The 18,831-nt window shown below is 69.3% G+C and carries 18 protein-coding genes; 6 read left to right on the forward strand and 12 right to left on the reverse strand.

Translation table 11 applies throughout. The annotated features are described in order from the left end of the window. Positions 1-17 precede the first annotated feature (17 nt). The 5 genes from AC5RV3_RS04355 to ssd all read right to left on the reverse strand — a co-directional run bounded on the left by AC5RV3_RS04355 (position 18) and on the right by ssd (position 3,661). The gene (locus AC5RV3_RS04355) at positions 18-584 is read right to left on the reverse strand and encodes a type II secretion system F family protein (RefSeq protein WP_494121080.1); all 567 of its coding nucleotides are present in this window, start codon (positions 582-584) and stop codon (positions 18-20) included. Then, a complete protein-coding gene (locus AC5RV3_RS04360) occupies positions 581-931 on the reverse strand; it encodes a type II secretion system F family protein (RefSeq protein ID WP_494121081.1) in 351 nt (116 codons plus the stop codon). Before AC5RV3_RS04360 ends, AC5RV3_RS04355 begins: the two co-directional genes overlap by 4 nt. A gap of 452 nt (positions 932-1,383) precedes the next feature. Next, positions 1,384-1,791 (reverse strand): ATPase, T2SS/T4P/T4SS family, encoded by a 408-nt coding sequence (locus AC5RV3_RS04365; RefSeq protein ID WP_494121082.1) that lies wholly within the window; start codon positions 1,789-1,791, stop codon positions 1,384-1,386. Next, positions 1,692-2,375, reverse strand: a complete 684-nt coding sequence (locus tag AC5RV3_RS04370) for an ATPase, T2SS/T4P/T4SS family (protein ID WP_494121496.1) — start codon at positions 2,373-2,375, stop codon at positions 1,692-1,694. The genes AC5RV3_RS04365 and AC5RV3_RS04370 overlap by 100 nt, the downstream gene beginning before the upstream one ends. Positions 2,376-2,545: 170 nt before the next feature. After that, on the reverse strand, positions 2,546-3,661 hold the full coding sequence (ssd, locus tag AC5RV3_RS04375) for a septum site-determining protein Ssd (RefSeq protein WP_494121083.1): 1,116 nt from the start codon (positions 3,659-3,661) through the stop codon (positions 2,546-2,548). A gap of 115 nt (positions 3,662-3,776) precedes the next feature. Here ssd and AC5RV3_RS04380 point away from each other — a divergent pair, with 115 nt between their 5' ends. Next, positions 3,777-5,477 (forward strand): bifunctional 3'-5' exonuclease/DNA polymerase, encoded by a 1,701-nt coding sequence (locus tag AC5RV3_RS04380; RefSeq protein WP_494121084.1) that lies wholly within the window; start codon positions 3,777-3,779, stop codon positions 5,475-5,477. A gap of 47 nt (positions 5,478-5,524) precedes the next feature. On the opposite strand, the gene AC5RV3_RS04385 is transcribed toward AC5RV3_RS04380, so the two are convergent. From AC5RV3_RS04385 to AC5RV3_RS04395, 3 genes are read right to left on the reverse strand one after another with little or no spacing between them, the layout of a single operon-like run. Next, positions 5,525-6,229 carry an NUDIX hydrolase gene (locus tag AC5RV3_RS04385; protein WP_494121085.1) on the reverse strand — a complete coding sequence of 235 codons (705 nt, stop codon included), beginning with the start codon at positions 6,227-6,229 and terminating at the stop codon, positions 5,525-5,527. A 2-nt stretch (positions 6,230-6,231) separates the two neighbouring features. Beyond that, complete coding sequence (nth, locus tag AC5RV3_RS04390; RefSeq protein ID WP_494121086.1) at positions 6,232-7,047, reverse strand: endonuclease III; 816 nt, start codon at positions 7,045-7,047, stop codon at positions 6,232-6,234. Next, entirely contained in the window at positions 7,040-8,617 is a 1,578-nt protein-coding gene (locus AC5RV3_RS04395) for a hypothetical protein (protein ID WP_494121087.1), read from the reverse strand. Before AC5RV3_RS04395 ends, nth begins: the two co-directional genes overlap by 8 nt. 324 nt (positions 8,618-8,941) lie before the next feature. On the opposite strand from AC5RV3_RS04395, the gene acs reads away from it, so the two are divergent. The 3 genes from acs to AC5RV3_RS04410 all read left to right on the forward strand — a co-directional run bounded on the left by acs (position 8,942) and on the right by AC5RV3_RS04410 (position 12,622). Further along, positions 8,942-10,933: an acetate--CoA ligase gene (gene acs, locus AC5RV3_RS04400; RefSeq protein WP_494121088.1), complete on the forward strand. Its 1,992-nt coding sequence runs from the start codon at positions 8,942-8,944 to the stop codon at positions 10,931-10,933. Positions 10,934-11,072: 139 nt separating this feature from the next. After that, positions 11,073-11,525, forward strand: a complete 453-nt coding sequence (aroQ, locus tag AC5RV3_RS04405; RefSeq protein WP_493989536.1) for a type II 3-dehydroquinate dehydratase — start codon at positions 11,073-11,075, stop codon at positions 11,523-11,525. A gap of 17 nt (positions 11,526-11,542) precedes the next feature. Continuing rightward, complete coding sequence (locus tag AC5RV3_RS04410) at positions 11,543-12,622, forward strand: DUF2332 domain-containing protein (protein WP_494121089.1); 1,080 nt, start codon at positions 11,543-11,545, stop codon at positions 12,620-12,622. Here AC5RV3_RS04410 and AC5RV3_RS04415 read toward each other — a convergent pair. Next, positions 12,619-13,803 carry a MarP family serine protease gene (locus AC5RV3_RS04415; protein WP_494121497.1) on the reverse strand — a complete coding sequence of 395 codons (1,185 nt, stop codon included), beginning with the start codon at positions 13,801-13,803 and terminating at the stop codon, positions 12,619-12,621. The genes AC5RV3_RS04410 and AC5RV3_RS04415 overlap by 4 nt on opposite strands. Before the next feature lie 249 nt (positions 13,804-14,052). Between AC5RV3_RS04415 and AC5RV3_RS04420 the strand changes: the two genes are divergently transcribed. Then, positions 14,053-14,730 (forward strand): Crp/Fnr family transcriptional regulator, encoded by a 678-nt coding sequence (locus tag AC5RV3_RS04420; protein ID WP_493966729.1) that lies wholly within the window; start codon positions 14,053-14,055, stop codon positions 14,728-14,730. Positions 14,731-14,937: 207 nt separating this feature from the next. Here AC5RV3_RS04420 and AC5RV3_RS04425 read toward each other — a convergent pair whose 3' ends face one another. Genes AC5RV3_RS04425 through sp36 form a run of 3 tightly spaced genes read right to left on the reverse strand, consistent with a single transcriptional unit; the run spans position 14,938 to position 16,506 of the window. After that, positions 14,938-15,870: an NUDIX hydrolase gene (locus tag AC5RV3_RS04425; protein WP_494121090.1), complete on the reverse strand. Its 933-nt coding sequence runs from the start codon at positions 15,868-15,870 to the stop codon at positions 14,938-14,940. Beyond that, positions 15,854-16,348: a RidA family protein gene (locus tag AC5RV3_RS04430; RefSeq protein WP_494113804.1), complete on the reverse strand. Its 495-nt coding sequence runs from the start codon at positions 16,346-16,348 to the stop codon at positions 15,854-15,856. The genes AC5RV3_RS04425 and AC5RV3_RS04430 overlap by 17 nt, the downstream gene beginning before the upstream one ends. Positions 16,349-16,350: 2 nt before the next feature. Next, positions 16,351-16,506, reverse strand: coding sequence for a Sp36 family protein (gene sp36 / locus AC5RV3_RS04435; protein WP_493978079.1), 156 nt, complete (start codon positions 16,504-16,506; stop codon positions 16,351-16,353). A 37-nt stretch (positions 16,507-16,543) separates the two neighbouring features. Between sp36 and AC5RV3_RS04440 the strand changes: the two genes are divergently transcribed. Next, positions 16,544-18,829 (forward strand): transglycosylase domain-containing protein, encoded by a 2,286-nt coding sequence (locus AC5RV3_RS04440; protein WP_494121091.1) that lies wholly within the window; start codon positions 16,544-16,546, stop codon positions 18,827-18,829. Positions 18,830-18,831: the final 2 nt, after the last annotated feature.

An 18,831-nucleotide genomic window follows, 5' to 3' on the forward strand; every position in this document is an offset into this window, starting at 1 on the left:
GCACTGTGGAGGAGTGCTTACAGCCTGGGCACGAGGGCGACGAGCACCGGCACGACGCCCAGCGCGATGAAGGCGGGAAGGGCGCACAGCCCCAGCGGGAGTACAAGCCTGGTGCCGAGGGCAGCCGCCCGCTGCTGGTCTTCCTGGTGCCGGCGCCGCCGCAGCTGGTCTGCTTGGGCAAAGAGCACCGCCGCCGACGGCGCCCCCGTTGCGGCACCGAAGCGCAAAGAATCACGCAACACGTCCAGTCCGGAACCGCGCTCCGCGAGCGCCCAGGCCTCCTGCCAGTCCACGCCCAGCAACAGCGCGGAAGCAACCTGATCCAACGCCGTCTTCGTCGTTCCCCGGATGGTGGCGGCGAGGGCAGCCACGGCGTGGGGCAGGGACAGCCCCGCCGACAGCATGGCACCCAACAAATCCAGGTGCAGGGCGGGATCGCCAGCCGCTTCGTCCCCGCCGCCGCCCTCCCGGCTTCCGTCTGAAACCCGCGGCGGCTTCGCGGCGATGCGCCTCGCGCCGAACAGGCCCGGCCACAGCAGCCAGGCCGCGGCAAAGAGCAGTACACCGGACAGCACCGGGATCACAGGCCCTCCCGTCCGGCAGCATGGCGCACGAGTCGCCGCGACCAGAAGCGTGCGCCCACCATGAGCGCCACCCCGGTGACCAGGACCGGCCACCCCGTCGGTGACAGCAGCAGCGTGGCGACGGGGTCGGCACCCATGGCAGCGCCGAGTCCAAGACCCAGCAGCGGCAGCCACCCGAGCAAGGCCGCGGTGGCCTTCGGCCCCGCCAGCGCGGTCCGGCGCGCAGCCCTGGCATCAAGCCGATGCTGCAGATGCCGCGCATAATTCTCCAGCAGCAACGCCAGTGGTGCCCCGGTCCTCTCGGAAACCTCCCAGCAGGAAGCCAGATCATGCCACATTCGTTGCACGGCGGCGGCCTCAGGGTGTGCCCGCCGGCCGCTCCCCGGCCCCTGCCTCCGCAGAACCGGTCCGATTCCCAGTCCCAGTTCCGCGGCCCGTGCTGCCGCCTCGAGGGTTGGGAGCAGCAGCCCGACTTCTCGCGCCGCCGCGCCCGATGCAGGCCCCGTTCCATCCCGCTGCCGTGCGCCCGGCGGGGACCGGTCAGACCGTCCCGGCGCAGCGTAGATCGAGAGCATATCCGGCCAGAGCTGGGCCGGTGTGCGCCCGGAACTCAACAGCGCGGCCAGCTGCCGCACGAAGAGGGGCAACTGGTCCAATTCGCTGGCAGCGGACCGCCGCCGCGTCCTGTCGCCGGCGCGCCCATGCCAGGAGCGGCGCCGTAGCCCGGCTGGACGGAACCTTGGCCTCGGCAACAGCAGCAGGCAGGCGGCCGCAGACAGCAGGAACACCGCGAGGCCCGTCACGGGAACAGCCGTCGGTGAAGTTCGTCCCAGCCAGCCGAGTACCTGATGCCGGCCCCGTCAGCGGCCAGCGCCGGGATGGTCTGCAAGCCACCCGCGGGATCGCGCCGCAGCAGGCAGATTTCCTGTACGCCACGCCCTTCCCCCGTGCGGTGCATCGAGATCACCAGGTCCAGTGCGCTCACCGCCTGCAGCACGACCGCTTCGGCGCTCATCCCGGCGAGCGCGCCCATCGCAGCCAGCCTGGCCGGGACCGCCGCGGCAGAGTTCGCGTGGATGGTGCCGCCGGCTCCCGCGTGGCCGGTGTTCATCGCCGCGAGGAACTCGCGGACCTCCGCTCCCCGGCACTCTCCGACCACCAGTCGGTCCGGTCGCATCCGCAGCGCCTGCCGCACCAGCTCCGCCATGCCGATCGATCCGGTGCCCTCGACGTTGCTGGTTCGGCTCTGCAGGCCCACCACATGCGGATGGTCCGGGTCCAGTTCGGGGCATCCTCGACCAAGACCATCCGTTCCTGCGGACCGGCGGTCCCCAGCATCGCCGAAAGCAAGGTCGTCTTGCCTGACCCCGTGGCTCCGCAGATCAGGAAGTTCAGGCGCTGCACGACGACGGCCTCAAGGTAGGGCTGCCACTGCGGTGCGGCGACAAGCAGTTCGGCGAGCGTGAAGCGGCGCGGACGGTGGAGCCGGATCGAGAGCAGTGTTGCGCCGGTCGAAACCGGGGGCAGCACCGCGTGGATCCGGTAACCCGCAAGGCGCACGTCCGCGCACGGGTTTCCATCGTCGAGCCTGCGCCCGCCGGCCGCGACCAGGCGTGCGGCCAGCGTCCGGACCTCCGCGTCGTCGGCAAAAGCGACGGGGGCGCGGCGCAGGCCGCTTTCACCGTCGGTCCAGACGTCCTGCGGGCCATTCACCAGGATGTCCGTCGCTCCCGCGTCGGCCAGGGGTTGCAGCGGCCCCAGTCCGCGCAACTCCGCGGCCAGTGAGTCCACCGCCCGCAGCGTACCGGCCGTTCCCAGCAAACGGCCGCTCGACTGAACGGCTGCCGCCAGTCGGGCTCCCGTTACCGGCGACGGATCGGAGAGCACGGCGCGGCGGAAGGGCTCAAGGCCGATGCCGGGGGTCGGTGCTGGGGCAGCCCGGTGCCTGCGTCCCGGGCCGTTCATGACCTGCTGCCCGGGCCAGGTACCGGGTTTAGGCGCTCCAGCAGGCCGGCGCACAACGCGCGGATCCGCCTGTTCGATGCCAGGTCCAGCAGGCGGCCTGCCCGCTGTGCAGCCGGGACCGCGCGCAGGTACGGCACATAGCCGGCCAACGGCAACCCGAGCTCGTCGGCGATCAGCTGCTCGTCGGCTCCCGCCGGCAGCGGTCCCCGGACCACCAGGTGCACGTTCGCTCCGGCGCCGGCAAGTGCAGCGGCTGCAGCGGCTGCCGCGGCCGCCCGCAGGGAACGGCTGTCCGTACGGGCCAGCAGCACGACGTCGTCCGCCGGCGGTCCCGCCTCGGGCGGCCTTCCCAGCCGTCCGGCGTCGACGACCACCAAACCAAAGGCACCTGCTGCGGCCGACATGACCTCCGCCGCGACCTCGTCCCGCGGGACGTCGTGCAGCGCGGGATCCCCCGTCCCCGGCCATGACAGCAGGGAGAAACCGCCCACAGCCGGCAGCGAGGCCGCCAGTTGGACCGGGTTCACCGTTCCCTGCACGGCCGCCAGATCCGGCCAAGCCAGGCCCGGGACATCGGCGGCGCCCAGGGCTGCCGAGAGCCCTCCGCCGAGCGGGTCGTCGTCCACCAACACCGTGGCCGTTCCCGACCGGGCTGCCGCTGTGGCCAACCATCCGGCCAGTGCCGAGGCTCCTACTCCGCCGCTGGCTCCGTGCACGGCGACCACCTTCCCGGCCGTTTCCCGCCGCCGGGTCCGGCTCAGGTATTCCGCAAGCCACGCTGCCCCCTCGGGCAGCACTGCCACCCGGCCCGCCCCCGTGGAGGCCGCGAGGTCCCAGAGGGCCGGTGCCTCGTCGATGAATCCGACCACGATGATTTCCCCGTCGGTCCGGTGCGCCCGGTGAGACCCGGCGGTTCCCAGCAGCAGCGGGGTGGCTCCGCCGGCAGCAGCAGGTGTTCCCGGCGCTCCGTCGGGGCGAAGTGCAAGCCCGGCGGCCGCCGCGATCCGGGCCACTTCATCGCGCAGCCGGTCGGTGCCGCCGACGAGCACGACGTCCGTCGCTTCCGCGGGCTTCCAGCGGGACCGTTCGGCGGCGGCGTGGTGTCCTGGCATGCTCCGATCGTCCCGGAGCTTCGGCCGGCGGCGGCCGAGGGGGCCCCGGATGTGGGCCGCGGCGGACGGTTTGGCCCGTGTGGAGGACAGGTCAGTGGAGAATTGAGGTGTGTACATGGTCCTGGCCTCCGCTGCGCGGAACATTTCCGTGCCGGAGGGCACGGAACCCGTCGCGTACCTGCAGCGCACCGACGCGCACGGCACCCCCTCGGGGCCGCCCGTCGTCGTGCCCCAGGGACAACTGGCCGCGACGGTCCGGAGCCTCGATGGCGAGGGACCCCGCTGGGTCTTCGAAGCCACGCGTGCCGCGTACCTGCCGCTGCTGGCCGCCGGCACCGACGTGGACCGCAGCCACGATCTCGCGCTCGCCCGGAACATCCTGGCGCTGTCGGTCCATGTCCCGGACACAGGGTATATCCGCGCGCTGCGGGAGGCGCCAGCCCTGCATCAGGACGAAGAGCTGCCCCGTCAACTGCCGCCGCCGCAGCAGTCCCCGGACCAGTTCACCCTCTTTGACGAACCACGGGTCGGCGGCACGGAGCTGGAGGACCTGGTGGCCGAGCTGCAGGACCAGTTGGCGGCCGTGGCCGCGTCGGCCCACCGCGGCCGGCTGCAGCTGCTGCTGGCGGCCGAATCGGCCGGCGCCCTGATCGCCACCGAGATGGAGCATGCCGGCGTGCCGTGGCGCGAGGACGTGCACCTGGGCATCCTTTCGGACCAACTGGGTGCACGTCCGCGGGAGGGCCAGCGGCCGGAAAAGCTGGAGGACCTCGCCGTCAGGCTCGGACGGGAGCTGGCCAATCCCACGTTCAACCCCGACTCCCCGCAGCAACTCATCCGCGCCCTGCACCGGGCCGGCATCGAGGTCAAAACCACGAGCTCCTGGGAAATGAAGCAGCATTCCCATCCGGCCATCGAGCCGCTGCTGCAATACCGGAAGCTCGCCCGCCTGTTCACGGCCAATGGCTGGGCGTGGCTGGACGCCTGGGTCCAGGATGGCCGTTTCCGGCCCGAGTATGTGGTGGGCGGCGTGGTCACCGGGCGATGGGCCTCACGCGGCGGTGGTGCCCTGCAGATACCCGGCCAAATCCGTGACGCCGTCCGTCCCGATCCCGGCCGCAAGCTCATCGTCGCGGACGCGGCCCAGCTGGAACCCCGGGTGCTGGCGGCGCTGGCGCAGGATGGGGCGCTGGCAGCGGCCGGCCGCGGCAAGGATCTCTATCAGGGCATCGCCGACACCGGATTCGGCGGCGACCGGGCCAAGGCGAAGATCGCGATGCTCGGGGCCATGTACGGTGCGACCACCGGTGAATCCGGCCGGCTGATGCCCCAGCTGACCCGGACGTATCCGCAGGCCATCGCCGTGGTCGAACGCGCGGCACGGGCCGGCGAAGCGGGGCAGGTGGTCAGCAGCTATCTGGGCCGCAGCTGCCCTCCGCCGTCGGAACGCTGGCTGGCCTCCCAGCGGACAGCCACCGCGGAAGAGCAGCGACGGGCCGACACCCTGGCGCGCAGCCGCGGCCGCTTCACGCGCAACTTCGTGGTGCAGGCCACGGCCGCCGAGTGGGCGCTGTGCTGGCTGGCGGAATTACGACGGCGGCTGCGCGCCTGCGCTGCCGAAGGAACCCCCGTGGGGGAGATGGTGTTCTTCCTCCACGACGAGGTCATGCTGCACGTCCGCGAGGACCGGACTCAACTGGCCTGCCGGTTGGTCGAAGAGTCCGCTGCTGCCGCCACCCGTCTGGTCTTCGGCCACATCCCTGTGGCTTTCCCGGTCAGTGTGGCAGTGGTCGATTCCTACGCCGACGCCAAGTAAAGCAGCGCGCCTCCCCCGCCCGGGTAACAAGGGGCCCACTACGACCGTCAGCCGGCTGCGGGGCGCGGGGCGATCGGCGCCGGGATCTCGCGCGACCTGTCCCAGTCCAACGACCAGCCCAGGTCGTCAAAAAGATGGCTGAGCAAAATGGCGGTGAAGCCCCAGACCACCACTCCGTGGACCAGGAACGCGGGGCTGCGGAAGACCTGTCCACCGCGGCGGAGCACCGACATGCGCCGGTTGACAGGGTCCAGCAAGTCGGCGACGGGCACCCGGAAGACCTGCGCCGACTCGGCAAAGTCGACCACGGCGACCGGCGAGGGGGCGGCCCACCAGGCCAGGACCGGCGTCACCAGGAAGTTGCTGACCGACAGCGGGATCTCCGGCAGGACGCCCAGGACTTCGACGCCGGCCGCATCCAGACCGGTCTCCTCGACCGCTTCGCGGACCGCGGCGGCGGCGGGTCCGTCGTCGTCGGGATCAATGCTGCCGCCCGGAAACGCCACCTGCCCCGGATGCGAGGAGAGGCCCGCGGCGCGTTCCACGAAGAGCAGGTCGAGGTCATCCGGTACGGCCGAATCGTGGAAGTGCGCCGGCGCGTCGTCCAGGGCGCCGAAGAGCAGGAGCACCGCGGCCGGCCGGGCCGCTTTCTGGTCCAGGGTGACGTCGTACCAGCGCTCCCGTTCGCGGACGGAGAGCCGCTGGTCCATCGGCAGCTCCATCAGCCGCTGGAGGTCCTTCTTGGCGCTCACCGTCAAGCTCCCAGAGGGAAGCCGGCTGCGCGAAGCTCCCGCCTCGTCTCACCGGCCATCATCCGGGCCAGCAGTTCTTCGCGCCCCGGCGCCAGTTCGTACTTCAACAGTTTCCGCGCCTTCTCCGGGTTTACCTCTCCCTCCCCGTAGGACGGGCACCATTGGGCCACGGGGCAGGCGCCGCACGCCGGCTTGCGGGCGTGGCACACCCGGCGGCCGTGAAAGACAACATGGTGCGAGAGCATGGTCCAGTCCTTGGGCTCGAACAGCTCCGCGACATCAAATTCCACCTTGACCGCGTCGGTCGACTCGGTCCAGCCGAAGCGGCGCGACAACCTGAGGAAATGCGTATCCACGGTGATGCCCGGGATCCCAAAGGCATTGCCCAGCACCACATTGGCGGTCTTGCGGCCGACCCCGGCGAGCTTGACCAGGTCGTCCAGGTTTCCCGGGACCTCGCCGTCGAACTCGTCGACGATCTGGTTGGCCATCTTCAGCAGGCTCTGGGACTTGGCCCGGAAGAAACCGGTGGGCTTGATCAGCTCCTGCAGTTCGGTCTCATCCGCGGCGGCGAGCGCACGGGCATCCGGGTACCGGTCGAAGAGCACCGGGGTGGTCATGTTGACCCTGACGTCGGTGGTCTGCGCGGAGAGGATGGTCGCCACCAGCAGCTCGAAGGGATTGGAGAAATCCAGTTCCGCCACCGCATACGGGTAGTGTTCGGCGAGCTCCTTGTTGATCCGCCGGGCCCGGCGCTTGCGTGCCAGGAGGGATTCTTCGGTTTTGCGCCGGCGGGGGGCCGGCGCCCGGTCAGGCACGCTCAATGTTTGTCAGGTCCCTTAGGACGCCCACCCGGCCGTCCGTGTGCTGCACCAGGAATTCGTCGCCGCGGTCCTGCAGCGCCAGGATCCATGACCCCGGCTCCACCGTGAACATGACCTGGCCGGTGTTCTCGTCCAGCACCGGGCGGGTGCGCCCGACGGCGAACCAAAAGGCTTCGTATTCCCCTTCGGCTTCCTCGTAGTGTTCCCTGGTGGCGCTGATGGGCGAAGACGCCGAGGCAGCGTCGGCGACGGAGCGCCCGGTGCCGGTCTCCCCGACGGACGGCATGGCCGTGGTGGCTGTTGTCGCCTGTCCGGCGGCAGCGGGAGCCGCGCTGGCTCCGGCCCCGGTCGGCTTGGCGGCTGCACCGCCGACGGCCCCACCGGCGGGAACGGCCGCCTCTGCCGGCCGTTCGGCTGCACCGGGCTCCGCTGTGCTGTGCTCCCCTGCGCTGTGCCCACCTGTGCCGTCGGCATGATCCCCAGCGCCGGTCCGGCCCGTTCCGGCAGGCTCCTGGGACTCCCGGCCCCCGGCCGACGAGGCGGAACCTCCCACCACCGTCCTCGCGGAGTAGCCGACGTCGCGGGCCACGCCGCCCGCTGAGGATGCGGCAGCGCGCGCAGTTGCGGATCCGCTCGCATCGGCGGTCACCGGAATGCCCACGGCCTCCCCGTCTGCAGCCCCCGGCGACACGGAATCGTCCGGTTCAAGGTCTTCGGCCCGCTGGGTGCTGATAGGGCTGGCGTCGGTGTTCCGTCCGGAGGCAATCGTCGCGGTACCGGCGCCGGGTTCGGACGAGTTCGCGGCGTGGGCGGCTGCGGCAGCGCCTGCTACTCCGGCTGCGCCGTTGCCGGAGGGTGAAGCGAACTGCCCGGTAGACGGTTGTTGCGCTCCGGTGTGGTGCGCGCCGGACGGAGCGTGGGCTGCGGAACCGGCGCGGGCTCCAGCGCCGGCGGTTCCCGGCGTCGCCTCGTCAATCCGGACGGCACCGGCCCGGGCCCCTCCCTTGCCGGCGGCTCCCCCATGGGCGGCCGGCTGCCCGGTGGCGGGCTTGGGCTGCCGCGGCCGGGGCGCAGCCGGAACAGCGTCGCGCGCCACGGGGTGGGCGACGGCTTTGGGGCGCCCGGCGAAATCGGCGGCAAGCTGCGGAATCCAGCGTGCGCAAACGGTTCCCGCAAAGAGCACCAGCGCGCCGATGAATCCGATGACTCCGCTGACGCTGAAGACGGTGACGATGGTCAGGAAGTAGAAAGCCAGGGCCAGGGAAGCGACCACCGAGGCGAATTGGTCGACCGACAAGGAGCCGACCCGCAGCGGCGTCTGCGGTGCCAGCCGCCGCACGACGAACAGGACCAGCACCACAGCCGGCAGCAGGATGCCCAGCCCCAGTTGGAACAGGCCGCCCGAGTTCCAAAGGTTCACGCCGATGCCCTGGAGAACCTGCAGGGGCATCACCGACGAGAGGAAAAGCAGGACGACGCCGGCGCCCACCACCGTGTCTCGCACGGTGAACGGGCCGGCCACCGCAGTTCCTGCCGTGCCGTGGGTCTGGGAGCTCTGGGACATCTTCGATCCTCCGGTTGTTACGGTTGCAGCGCGGGCCGGGCCCGCCATGGGTCGTTAGGGTCGCACCGCGGGCCGGGCCCGCCGTGCAACGTTCGGGCGCTGGTCTCAGCGTAGTCAAGGAACCCACCCTTCACTAGCCGGATTCCCGCGGGCGGAGGCCGTGCCGCGTGCCGTTCACCGCAGATTCACCTCCATTCACATCGCACAGTGTGACGCTGCACACTGCAGTCGGCGCGCGAAGGATTAGGCTGGCAAGCAGCAGGTGCGCCCGGCAGACGAGGCCGGGTGCACGCCATTGACCCAGCAAGACGAAGGGGCCTTCACATGTCTGAAGCCAACGGAACGCAGTCGACCGCCGCCACCGGCGACGCCCTGGAAAACCTGCTTCACGAGAACCGAAAGTTTGCGCCAAGCGCTGAATTCGCCGCCGCCGCGGTGGCCAAACCCGGCGTCTACGCGGAAGCCGAGGCCGACCGTCCGGCCTTCTGGGCCAAGCAGGCCCGCGAGGTCCTGTCCTGGGACAAGGACTTCACCCAGACGCTGGACTGGTCGGACGCCCCGTTTGCGAAGTGGTTCGTCGGGGGCGAACTGAACGCCGCCTACAACGCGCTGGACCGGCATGTGGAGAACGGGCTCGGCGACCGGGTGGCGATCCACTTCGAAGGCGAACCCGGCGACACCCGCACCTACACCTATGCGCAGCTGACCGAAGACGTGAAGAAGGCCGCCAACGCGTTCGAGTCCCTCGGCGTGGCCAAGGGCGACCGGGTCGCCGTCTACCTGCCCATGATCCCGGAGGCCGTGATCACCATGCTGGCCTGCGCCCGGATCGGCGCCGTGCACTCGGTGGTGTTCGGCGGTTTCTCCGCCGACGCCCTGCGTTCCCGCGTCGACGACGCCGATGCCAAACTGGTCGTCACCGCCGACGGCACCTGGCGCCGCGGCAAGCCGTCCCCGCTGAAGCCGGCCGTGGACGAGGCGCTCTCCGCCCCCGGACACACGGTCTCCAACGTCGTGGTGGTCAAGCGCAACGGCGAACCCGTGGACTGGCACGAGGGCCGCGACCTGTGGTGGGCGGACACCGTGGAGACCGCATCGGCCGAGCACATCCCGGTGCCGCACGACGCCGAGCACCCGCTGTTCATCCTCTACACCTCCGGCACCACAGGAAAGCCCAAGGGCATCCTGCACACCACCGGCGGCTACCTCACGCAGTGCGCCTACACGCACAAGGCGGTGTTCGACCTGAAGCCGGAGTCCGACGTGTTCTGGTGCACCGCGGACATCGGCTGGGTCACCGGCCACTCCTACGTCACCTACGCGCCGCTGATCAACGGCGCCACCCAGGTGATGTACGAGGGCACCCCCGATTCCCCGCACCAGGGCCGCTGGTGGGAGATCGTGGAAAAGTACAAGGTCTCCATCCTCTACACCGCCCCGACGGCGATCCGCACCATGATGAAGTGGGGCGAAGACATCCCCGCCAAGTACGACCTGTCCTCCATCCGGGTGCTCGGCTCCGTGGGCGAGCCCATCAACCCCGAAGCCTGGATGTGGTACCGGCGGGTGATCGGCGGCGACAAGGCACCGATCGTGGACACCTGGTGGCAAACCGAAACCGGCGCGCACATGATCGCCCCGCTGCCCGGAATCACCGCCGCCAAACCCGGTTCCGCGCAGGTCGCGATCCCGGGCATCGCCGTCGACGTCGTGAACGAACTCGGCGCCTCCGTCCCCGACGGGCACGGCGGCTACCTGGTGATCCGCGAGCCCTGGCCGGCCATGCTGCGCGGCATCTGGGGCGACCCGGAACGGTTCAAGGAAACCTACTGGTCCCGGTTCGAGAACATGTACTTCGCCGGCGACGGCGCCAAGAAGGACGACGACGGCGACATCTGGCTGCTCGGCCGGGTAGACGACGTCATGAACGTCTCCGGCCACCGGCTCTCCACCACCGAGATCGAGTCGGCGCTGGTCTCCCACCCCGCCGTCGCCGAAGCCGCCGTCGTCGGCGCAAAGGACGAAACCACCGGCGAAGCAGTCGTCGCGTTCGTCATCCTGCGCGGCGAAGCAGCCACGCAGCACGGATCAAACGAAGACATCGTCGCCACGCTGCGTGCCCACGTCGGCAAGGAAATCGGTCCCATCGCCAAGCCGCGCACCATCCTGGTGGTGCCGGAACTGCCTAAGACCCGCTCGGGCAAGATCATGCGCCGGCTGCTCAAGGACGTGGCCGAAGGACGCGAAGTCGGCGACGCCACCACGCTGGCCGACAACACCGTCATGCAGCAGATCGCGACCTCGCTGAAGGCCTGACGCCCGGCAACCGGCTGGATGCCGGGTCCTTCCGCCGCCCTTGGCGGCGGGAGGGCCCGGCATCATGCTTCGGGGACAGGGGCGCCCCGCCCGCAACAGGTCAGCTCCACCCGAACGTGATTGAGGCATAGTAAAAGGCATGACTGCAGACATCCCCGGCACCCGCCGCGTCCTGATCCTCAACGGCCCCAACCTGAACCTGCTGGGCACGCGCGAGCCGGACGTTTACGGCACCGCCACGCTGGCCGACGTCGAGCAGCTCGCCACCGACGCCGCGGCGGCCCGCGGCTGGACCGCCGAGTGCGTCCAGTCCAACCACGAAGGGGCGCTGATCGACGCCGTCCATGCTGCCCGCGGCACGGCCGATGCGATCATCATCAACCCCGGCGGCTACAGCCACACGTCCGTGGCGCTCCGGGACGCGCTCTCCGGCGTGGCCCTCCCGGTGGTCGAGGTGCACATCTCGAACATCCACCGGCGCGAGCAGTTCCGCCACCACTCCTACATCTCGGGCGTCGCGGACGCCGTCATCGCCGGCGCTGGCATCACCGGCTACCGGCTGGCGGTCGAATACCTCGCCGAGGCCCTGTAGCGGGACGGCCACGAACGATGGGCGGACAGCGAGGGAACATCGCCGGCTGGTACCGGAACTTCGGCCTGTACGAGGCCGCGGGCCAGTCCCCGGTGTACGTCAAGTGGGCCCTGGGCATCAGCGACGATCCCGAGGTCCTGGCGCTGATCGAGGCCCTGCCCGCGTCGAAGCGCCAGCCCAACCTGGTCCTGGCGGCAGCCCGCTCGCTTGGCGCCGGCGTCACGGAGTACGCGGGCTTCCGCGACTTCCTGCTGTCGCGGTGGGACTCGGTTCGGGAGGTGGCCCTGGCCCGCACCACGCAGACCAATGAACCCGGCCGCTGCGCCGTCTTCCTGCCGTCCCTGGCGGCCATCGCCGCCTCCGAAGCCAAGCCGCTGGCGCTGATCGAGGTGGGCGCCTCGGCGGGGCTGCTGCTCCATCCCGACCTGTACCGCTACCAGTACGACGGCGGTGCGGTCCTCGCGCCACGGCCCTCGCCTGCGGCCGGGGCCGGGGCGGACACGCCGGAGGCTGCACCTGCCGGCGGTGCCGCACCGGGGCCTCCGCTGCTGGAATGCTCCACCTCCGGCCGCCCGCCGCTGCCCGGATCGCTGCCCGAAGTCTGCTGGCGCGCCGGAATCGACCTGAATCCGCTGGACATCACCGATGCCGGCGATGTCGCCTGGCTCGAGGCCCTGATCTGGCCGGGGCAGGAGTTCCGCGTCCTCCGGCTGCACCAGTCCCTCGAGGTGGCCCGACGCAACCCGGTCCGGCTGGTGGCCGGCGACCTCACCGAACAACTGCCCGCGCTGGTGGCCCAGGCACCCGAGGATGCCGCCGTCGTCGTGTTCCATTCGGCGGTGCTGGCCTACCTGCCCGAGCCGGACCGGCGGCGGTTCCGCACCCTGGTGGAGGGGCTCATCCGGGAGCGGGGCGTGCACTGGCTCGCGCACGAAGGACCCGGCGTGATGCCGCTGCCGGAAGACGACTCCGGCATACCGGGCCTGGACGACCGGACCCAGCGGGGCCGCTTCCTGCTCTCGCACAACGGGAAGCCGGTGGCCGTCAGCGGCCCGCACGGCCAGTTCCTGGACTGGCTCCGGCCGGACAACCGCTAGCGGGTCACGCACTGGCCGGCGGAGATGGTCTCCTGATAGCCGAGGGCTTCGTCGACGACCGGCTGGACCTCGTCCAAGGTCAGGGCGTAGCCCACCGGCACGTTCTCCGTGGACTTGGCGAACACCACGCCCGCCACGTTTCCGTCGGCATCCAGCAACGGTCCGCCGGAATTGCCCTGCTGCACGTTCGCCGCCAGCGTGTAGACCTCGAGCGAGGACGGGTCCGCGCCGTAGATGTTCTGCACCAGCACCTGCGAACGGCCCTGCACGGTGGCCGGGTTGCTTTGGAAGGGACCGCCGGCCGGGTAGCCCTGGAACGCCGCCAGGTCGCCCTCGGACAGTTCGCCTCCCAGCGGCAGCGGCCGCACGTCCAACCCGTCCACGGCCAGGACGGCCAGGTCACGCACCGGGTCGAAGAACACCACCCGGCCGGGCAGCACCCGTCCGTCGGGGATTTCCACCACCGGTTCGTTGACGCCGGCCACCACGTGGGCGTTGGTCAGCACGCGGTCAGGTGCCACCGCAAAGCCGGACCCGGTCTGGTTCTGCCCGCATTGGAAGGCCGTCCCCGCGATCCGCAGCACGGAGGCCGCCGCCTCGTTCAGGGCCGCGGTATCGGTGCTGGCATCGGGAACCTGCGCCGATCCCTGCGGCACCTGCGGGTCGAGGACCAGCGGGATGCCGTCCGCAACGACGATGGAGCGCACCTGCGCCGCCCATGCCTTCACCGGATCCGGGGTCAGGTTTTCGATCGAAGCGATCACCTTGGACGCGGCAATCTGTTGCGAGATGAACGGCACACCCATGGTGCCCAGGCTGAACGCCAGCATGGAGATGACCAGCGCGGTCACGGCAAGGTTCATCACGCCGCCCAGCAGCCGGTCCAACGGCCGCAGCGGCGGGAAGTCCATACGGCGTCGGATGGCCGCACCGATTCCCGTCCCCAGGGCGTGCCCCAGCACCACCAGCAATATGGCCACCGCAATGGCTGCGGTCAGCCGCCAGGCGCTGTCCGGGACCCATTCGCTGACCAGCGGGATGGCGAAGAAGGCCGCCACCGCTCCCAGGGCGATGCCGGCTATGCCGCCGAGGGTGAGCAGGAACCCCTTGCGCAGACCTGAGACCAGGTACGCCAAGAGGATCAGCAGCAGGACGATGTCCAAGATGGTCAGGCCGAAAATCACTCATTCTCCGTTGCGGTGGGATGTGCATTAGTCTAGGCGGTCCGCCCGCGGGAATTATCAACCGCCGTTACCGGTTGTCACTTCCGGCAGCCCGTGTCGGTGCCCGATGCCGGCGCTTTCCTCCTCTGGGAGCGAAAAGCCTTGTGGAAGATGTCACAGGGGCTTTACATGCGGCAAAATGGAGAACAGTGCCCCAACGGGAGGGCAGCTTGAACCCCAGCCGAACAGTACTAACTTGGAGAATTCATGGACGTAGAGATCCTTCGCCGCGCACCGCTTTTTGCCACACTCGACGACGACGTTTTCGCCGCGCTGACCGACGAGCTGACCGAGGTCGATCTGTCCCGCGGCGCATCGGTGTTCCGCGAAGGTGACCAGGGCGACCAGCTCTACTTCATCGTCTCCGGCAAGATCAAGCTGGGCCGCACCGCTGCCGACGGCCGCGAGAACCTGGTGGCCATCCTCGGCCCGGGCGAGCTCTTCGGCGAGATGGCCCTCTTCGACCCGAGCCCGCGCAGCACCTCCGCCACCGCCGTGTCCGAAACCCGCCTCGCGGGGTTGAAGAACGAAAACCTGCGCGGCCTGCTGGAGACCCGTCCCGAGGTATCGGCGCAGCTGCTGCAGGCCCTGGCCCGCCGCCTCCGCCGCACCAATGACTCGCTGGCCGACCTGGTCTTCTCCGACGTTCCGGGCCGTGTGGCCAAGGCGCTGCTGGATCTGGCCGACCGCTTCGGCCGCCCCGCCACGGACGGCATCCTGGTGGCCCACGAACTGACGCAGGAAGAGCTGGCCCAGCTGGTTGGCGCCTCCCGCGAAACCGTCAACAAGGCGCTGGCCGAGTTCGTCCAGCGCGGCTGGCTGCGCCTGGAGGCACGCGCGGTAGTCATCCTGGACATCCAGCGGCTCCGCCAGCGTTCGCGCTGATTTTCGGCTGAAACGTACGACGGCGGGGGCTCACCAATGGTGGGCCCCCGCCGTCGTTGTGGTTGGGAGGATGGATCCGGGACGCCGACCCCGGGCCGCCGCGGCGGAGCGGGGTCCGGCTGAGCGGCGCGCGTGGCCGGATTCGGCGGAGCGGGGCCCGTGGCGGGGTCCGTGGCGGCTGAGCGGGTCCGTGTCGGCGGAGCGTGCTCAGCGTCCCCGCTGCGCGGCGCCGCCTTCGGTGGCGGAGTTGGCCGCCACCTGCAGCATGGGCACACCGTCAACCTGGATCAGTTCGGGGTGGTAGAGCCGCTGCGGGCGCTTGTGCGAGAGGTAGGCAATGCAGCCGCGGGCGCCGGCGATCTTTTCCACGATGATTTCCACCGCCGGCGAGGTCACTTCGCTAAACGTCAGCCCACGGGTGTCGGGCTGGTCCACCAGATCGCCGAGCGCCGTGGTGTTCCGCCCGGCCACCAGCTCCTGTGCAGGCAGCCACGATGCCCACACGCCCTTGCTTTCCAGCAGGGACGGCCGTTGGTTGGCCGGCTGCGCCGCAGCGAAGTAGCGCGTGTCGAAGCGTCGGTGGGCGAAGTCCGGGCTGAGCCAGTGGGACACGGGTTTGAGCAAGTCCGTGCGGACGCCGAGTCCGCGCTTGCCCAGCGCTTCGCCGAAGGACTTTTCCTGGTCGGAGACGGCCTCCCGGGTCCGCATCCAGTCGGCGCCGGACGTGGATTCCGGCAGGCTGGACTCGTCCGGGCCGGCCAGCAACACCCCGGTTTCCTCGAACAGCTCGCGGATGGCCGCCACCACGTGGGCATGGGCCAGGCGGTGGTCGTCCAGCCCGAGCATCTCGGCCCATTTGGTCGGCGAGGGACCGTACCAGGTGACCGGGTCGCCGTCGTTCTCCTCCACGCTGCCGCCGGGAAAGGCCACGGTTCCCAACGGAGAGGACCCCGACCGGTAGCCAAGGTAGGTCTCCGTGCCGGCTGGTCCGTCCCGCACCAAGACCACGGACGACGCCAGCCGGGGCTTCCGCGGCGTGCGCTCTCCGTGTTGGAACCAGCTGTGGGCGGCGCCCAGCTGGTCGGGCGCCACGGGGAAGAGCCGCTGCTCCTCGCGAAGCGGACTAGCTGAATTCGGCAATCAGTTCTACCTCGACCGGCGAATCCAGCGGCAGCACTGCCACGCCGACGGCGGACCGGGCGTGGGCGCCGGCCTCGCCGAGGACCTGCCCCAGCAGCTCGGAGGCGCCGTTAATCACACCCGGCTGGCCGGTGAATCCCGGATCGGAGGCCACGAAACCGACGACCTTGACCACCCGGGTGATCCGGTCCAGGTCCCCGATGACGCTCTTGACTGCTGCCAAGGCGTTCACGGCGGCCGTAGCGGCCAGGTTTTTGGCCTCGTCGGCACTGACCAGGCCGGCACCGTCGCCCACCTTGCCGGCCGCCGGAAGTTCGCCGTTGACGAACGGCAGCTGCCCCGAGGTGTACACATAGTTCCCGGAGACAACCGCCGGTACATAGGCGGCCACCGGAGCTGCCACGTCCGGCAGGGACAGGCCCAGACCGGCCAGCCGCTCTTCGACGTTGGACTTCCGGGCCTCTGTCGTTTCCGTCATGGCTACTGCTTCTCCCGCTTCAAATAGGCAACCGGATTGGTTCCGTTCGGACCGGGGAACACCTGGACGAGCTCCCACCCGTCCTCACCCCACTGGTCCAGAATCTGCTTGGTCGCGTGGATAATGAGCGGAATTGTCGCGTATTCCCATTTGGTCATAACTCAAAGGGTAGCGCTTGCTTGTAAACTGAACCCCATGGCCGCTCGCAAATCCCCCTTCTTCGACACTGCGACCACCCTGGGCAAGATCGTTGGCTTCTTGGGTATCAGTGCGCTCTGTGGCGTTCTCGCAGCCGGCCTGCTGGTTCCGGCCGCAGCCGTAGCCGGTGTCGGGGCCACCTCATCGATCGAATACTTCGACCAATTGCCGGACGAACTGCAGACGCAGCCGCTGTCCCAGCCGTCGCGGATCCTCTCCGCCGACGGCAAACTGATTGCCACGTTCTACGCCGAAAACCGCGTCCCGGTGACCCTGGACAAGGTCTCCCAGCACATGCAGGACGCCATCATCTCCATCGAGGACGTTCGTTTCTACGAGCACAACGGTGTGGACCCCCAGGGCATCATGCGCGCCGCGGTGACGAACATGGCCGGCGGGGACCTGCAGGGCGCGTCCACGCTGACCATGCAGTATGTGAACAACGTGCTGATCGATGCCGGTGCTTCCGCAGGCAAGGGCGCCGAAGAGCTGACCATCAGCGGCACCAAGGACATCGGCGACAAGCTGCGCGAGGCGAAGCTGGCCATCGCCGTCGAAAAGGAATTCAGCAAGGAAGAGATCCTGCAGGGCTACCTGAACATCGTGTTGTTCAGCGGCCAGGTCTACGGCATTGAAGCTGCGGCGAAGACCTTTTTCGGTGTTCCCGCGGCCAAGCTGAACATCCAGCAGTCGGCCATGCTGGCCGGCATGGTTCAGTCGCCCAACTACTTCAATCCGGTGAACAATCCGGAAGCGACGGTGGAGCGGCGCAATACCGTGCTGTCCGCCATGCTTAGCGCGGGCAAGATCACCCAAGAGGAGTACGACGAAGCCGTTGCCAGCGACCTGGGTCTGAACCTCAAGCCGGTGCGTTCCGGCTGTGTCGCGGCGAACTTCGCCGACTACTTCTGCAGCTACGTGCAGCACACCATCATGCAGTCCGATGCGTTCGGCGCAGATTCCACGGAGCGGGCGAAGCTTCTGGCCCGTGGCGGCCTCACCATCAAGACCACGCTCGACTCCCGCCTCCAGAAGGAAGGCCAGAAGCAGATCGAGCAGGAAGTCCCCGTGGGCGATGAGTCCGGCGTCGGCTCGGCCATGGTTTCGGTTGAGCCCGGCACCGGCAACATCCTGATGATGGCCCAGAACACGAACTACAGCCCCGAAGACGGCGTGGCCAATACGGAGCTGAACTACAACGTCGACGCGGATATGGGCGGCGGCAACGGCTGGCAGCCCGGCTCTACGATGAAGCCCTACACCATGGTCGCCTGGCTCGAAGCAGGCAAGGCGCTCAACGCATCGGTCGACGCGCGCCGGACGGAGTACCCGGCGCAGTACAACTGGAATGCCAGCTGCCTGCCTCCGGACGCGTGGTTCAGTGAGTGGGACTTCCAGAATGCGCTGCCCGGTTTCGAGCGGACCATGACCGCCAGCCAGGGCCTGACGTGGTCGATCAACTCCGCTACCGCAGCCATGGCCGCGCAGCTGGACCTCTGTGACATCCAGGATGCGGCAACCCGCCTCGGCGTCCGCACGGCGACGGACAAAGAGCCGATCAGCATTGAGCACCCGTCCTTCATCATCGGCACGACCAACGTTTCCCCGATGACGATGGCGGCTTCGTTCGCGGCGTTCGCCAACGGCGGCGTGTACTGCAAGCCGATCGCGCTGACCTCCGTCACGGATGCCCAGGGCAACGAGTACGAAGTGCCGAAGAAGTCCTGTGAACGGGCGATCTCGGAAGAAGTCGCTGCCGCAGTGAGCGTCCCGCTGGAAAACCTGGTCAACCTGCAGCTGGGCGGAATCCACCCGATTGGTGTTCCCGCCGCAGTCAAGACCGGCACCACCGACAAGTCTGAGTACACCTGGACGGTGGGCTACACGAAGGGCATCTCCACTGCTTCCTGGGTGGGCAACCCGCACGCCTACAAGTCCATCAACAACATTCCGATCAACGGCGTTACGCGCAGCTACGTGGACGGTGCGACCATTGCCGGCGGCCAGTGGACCGATTACATGGAGAAGGTCGCCGGCTTGTATAAGACGGGCGAGTTCGGCGCCGCGCCGAGCAACATGCTGTATCCGCCCCGGCCGGTGCAGGCACCGGCACCCTCCGAGTCGAACAACAACTCGAATTCCAGCAACAGCAGCGACGAGGGCAGCGGGGATTCGGGCGGTGACTCCGGGGATTCCGGCAACGGAAACGGAAACGGCGGAGGCAATGGAAACGGAAACGGAAACGGTGGAGGCAACGGGAACGGCAACGGGGACGACGACTAACC

It is taken from the genome of Arthrobacter sp. Y3221114 (assembly GCF_059092625.1).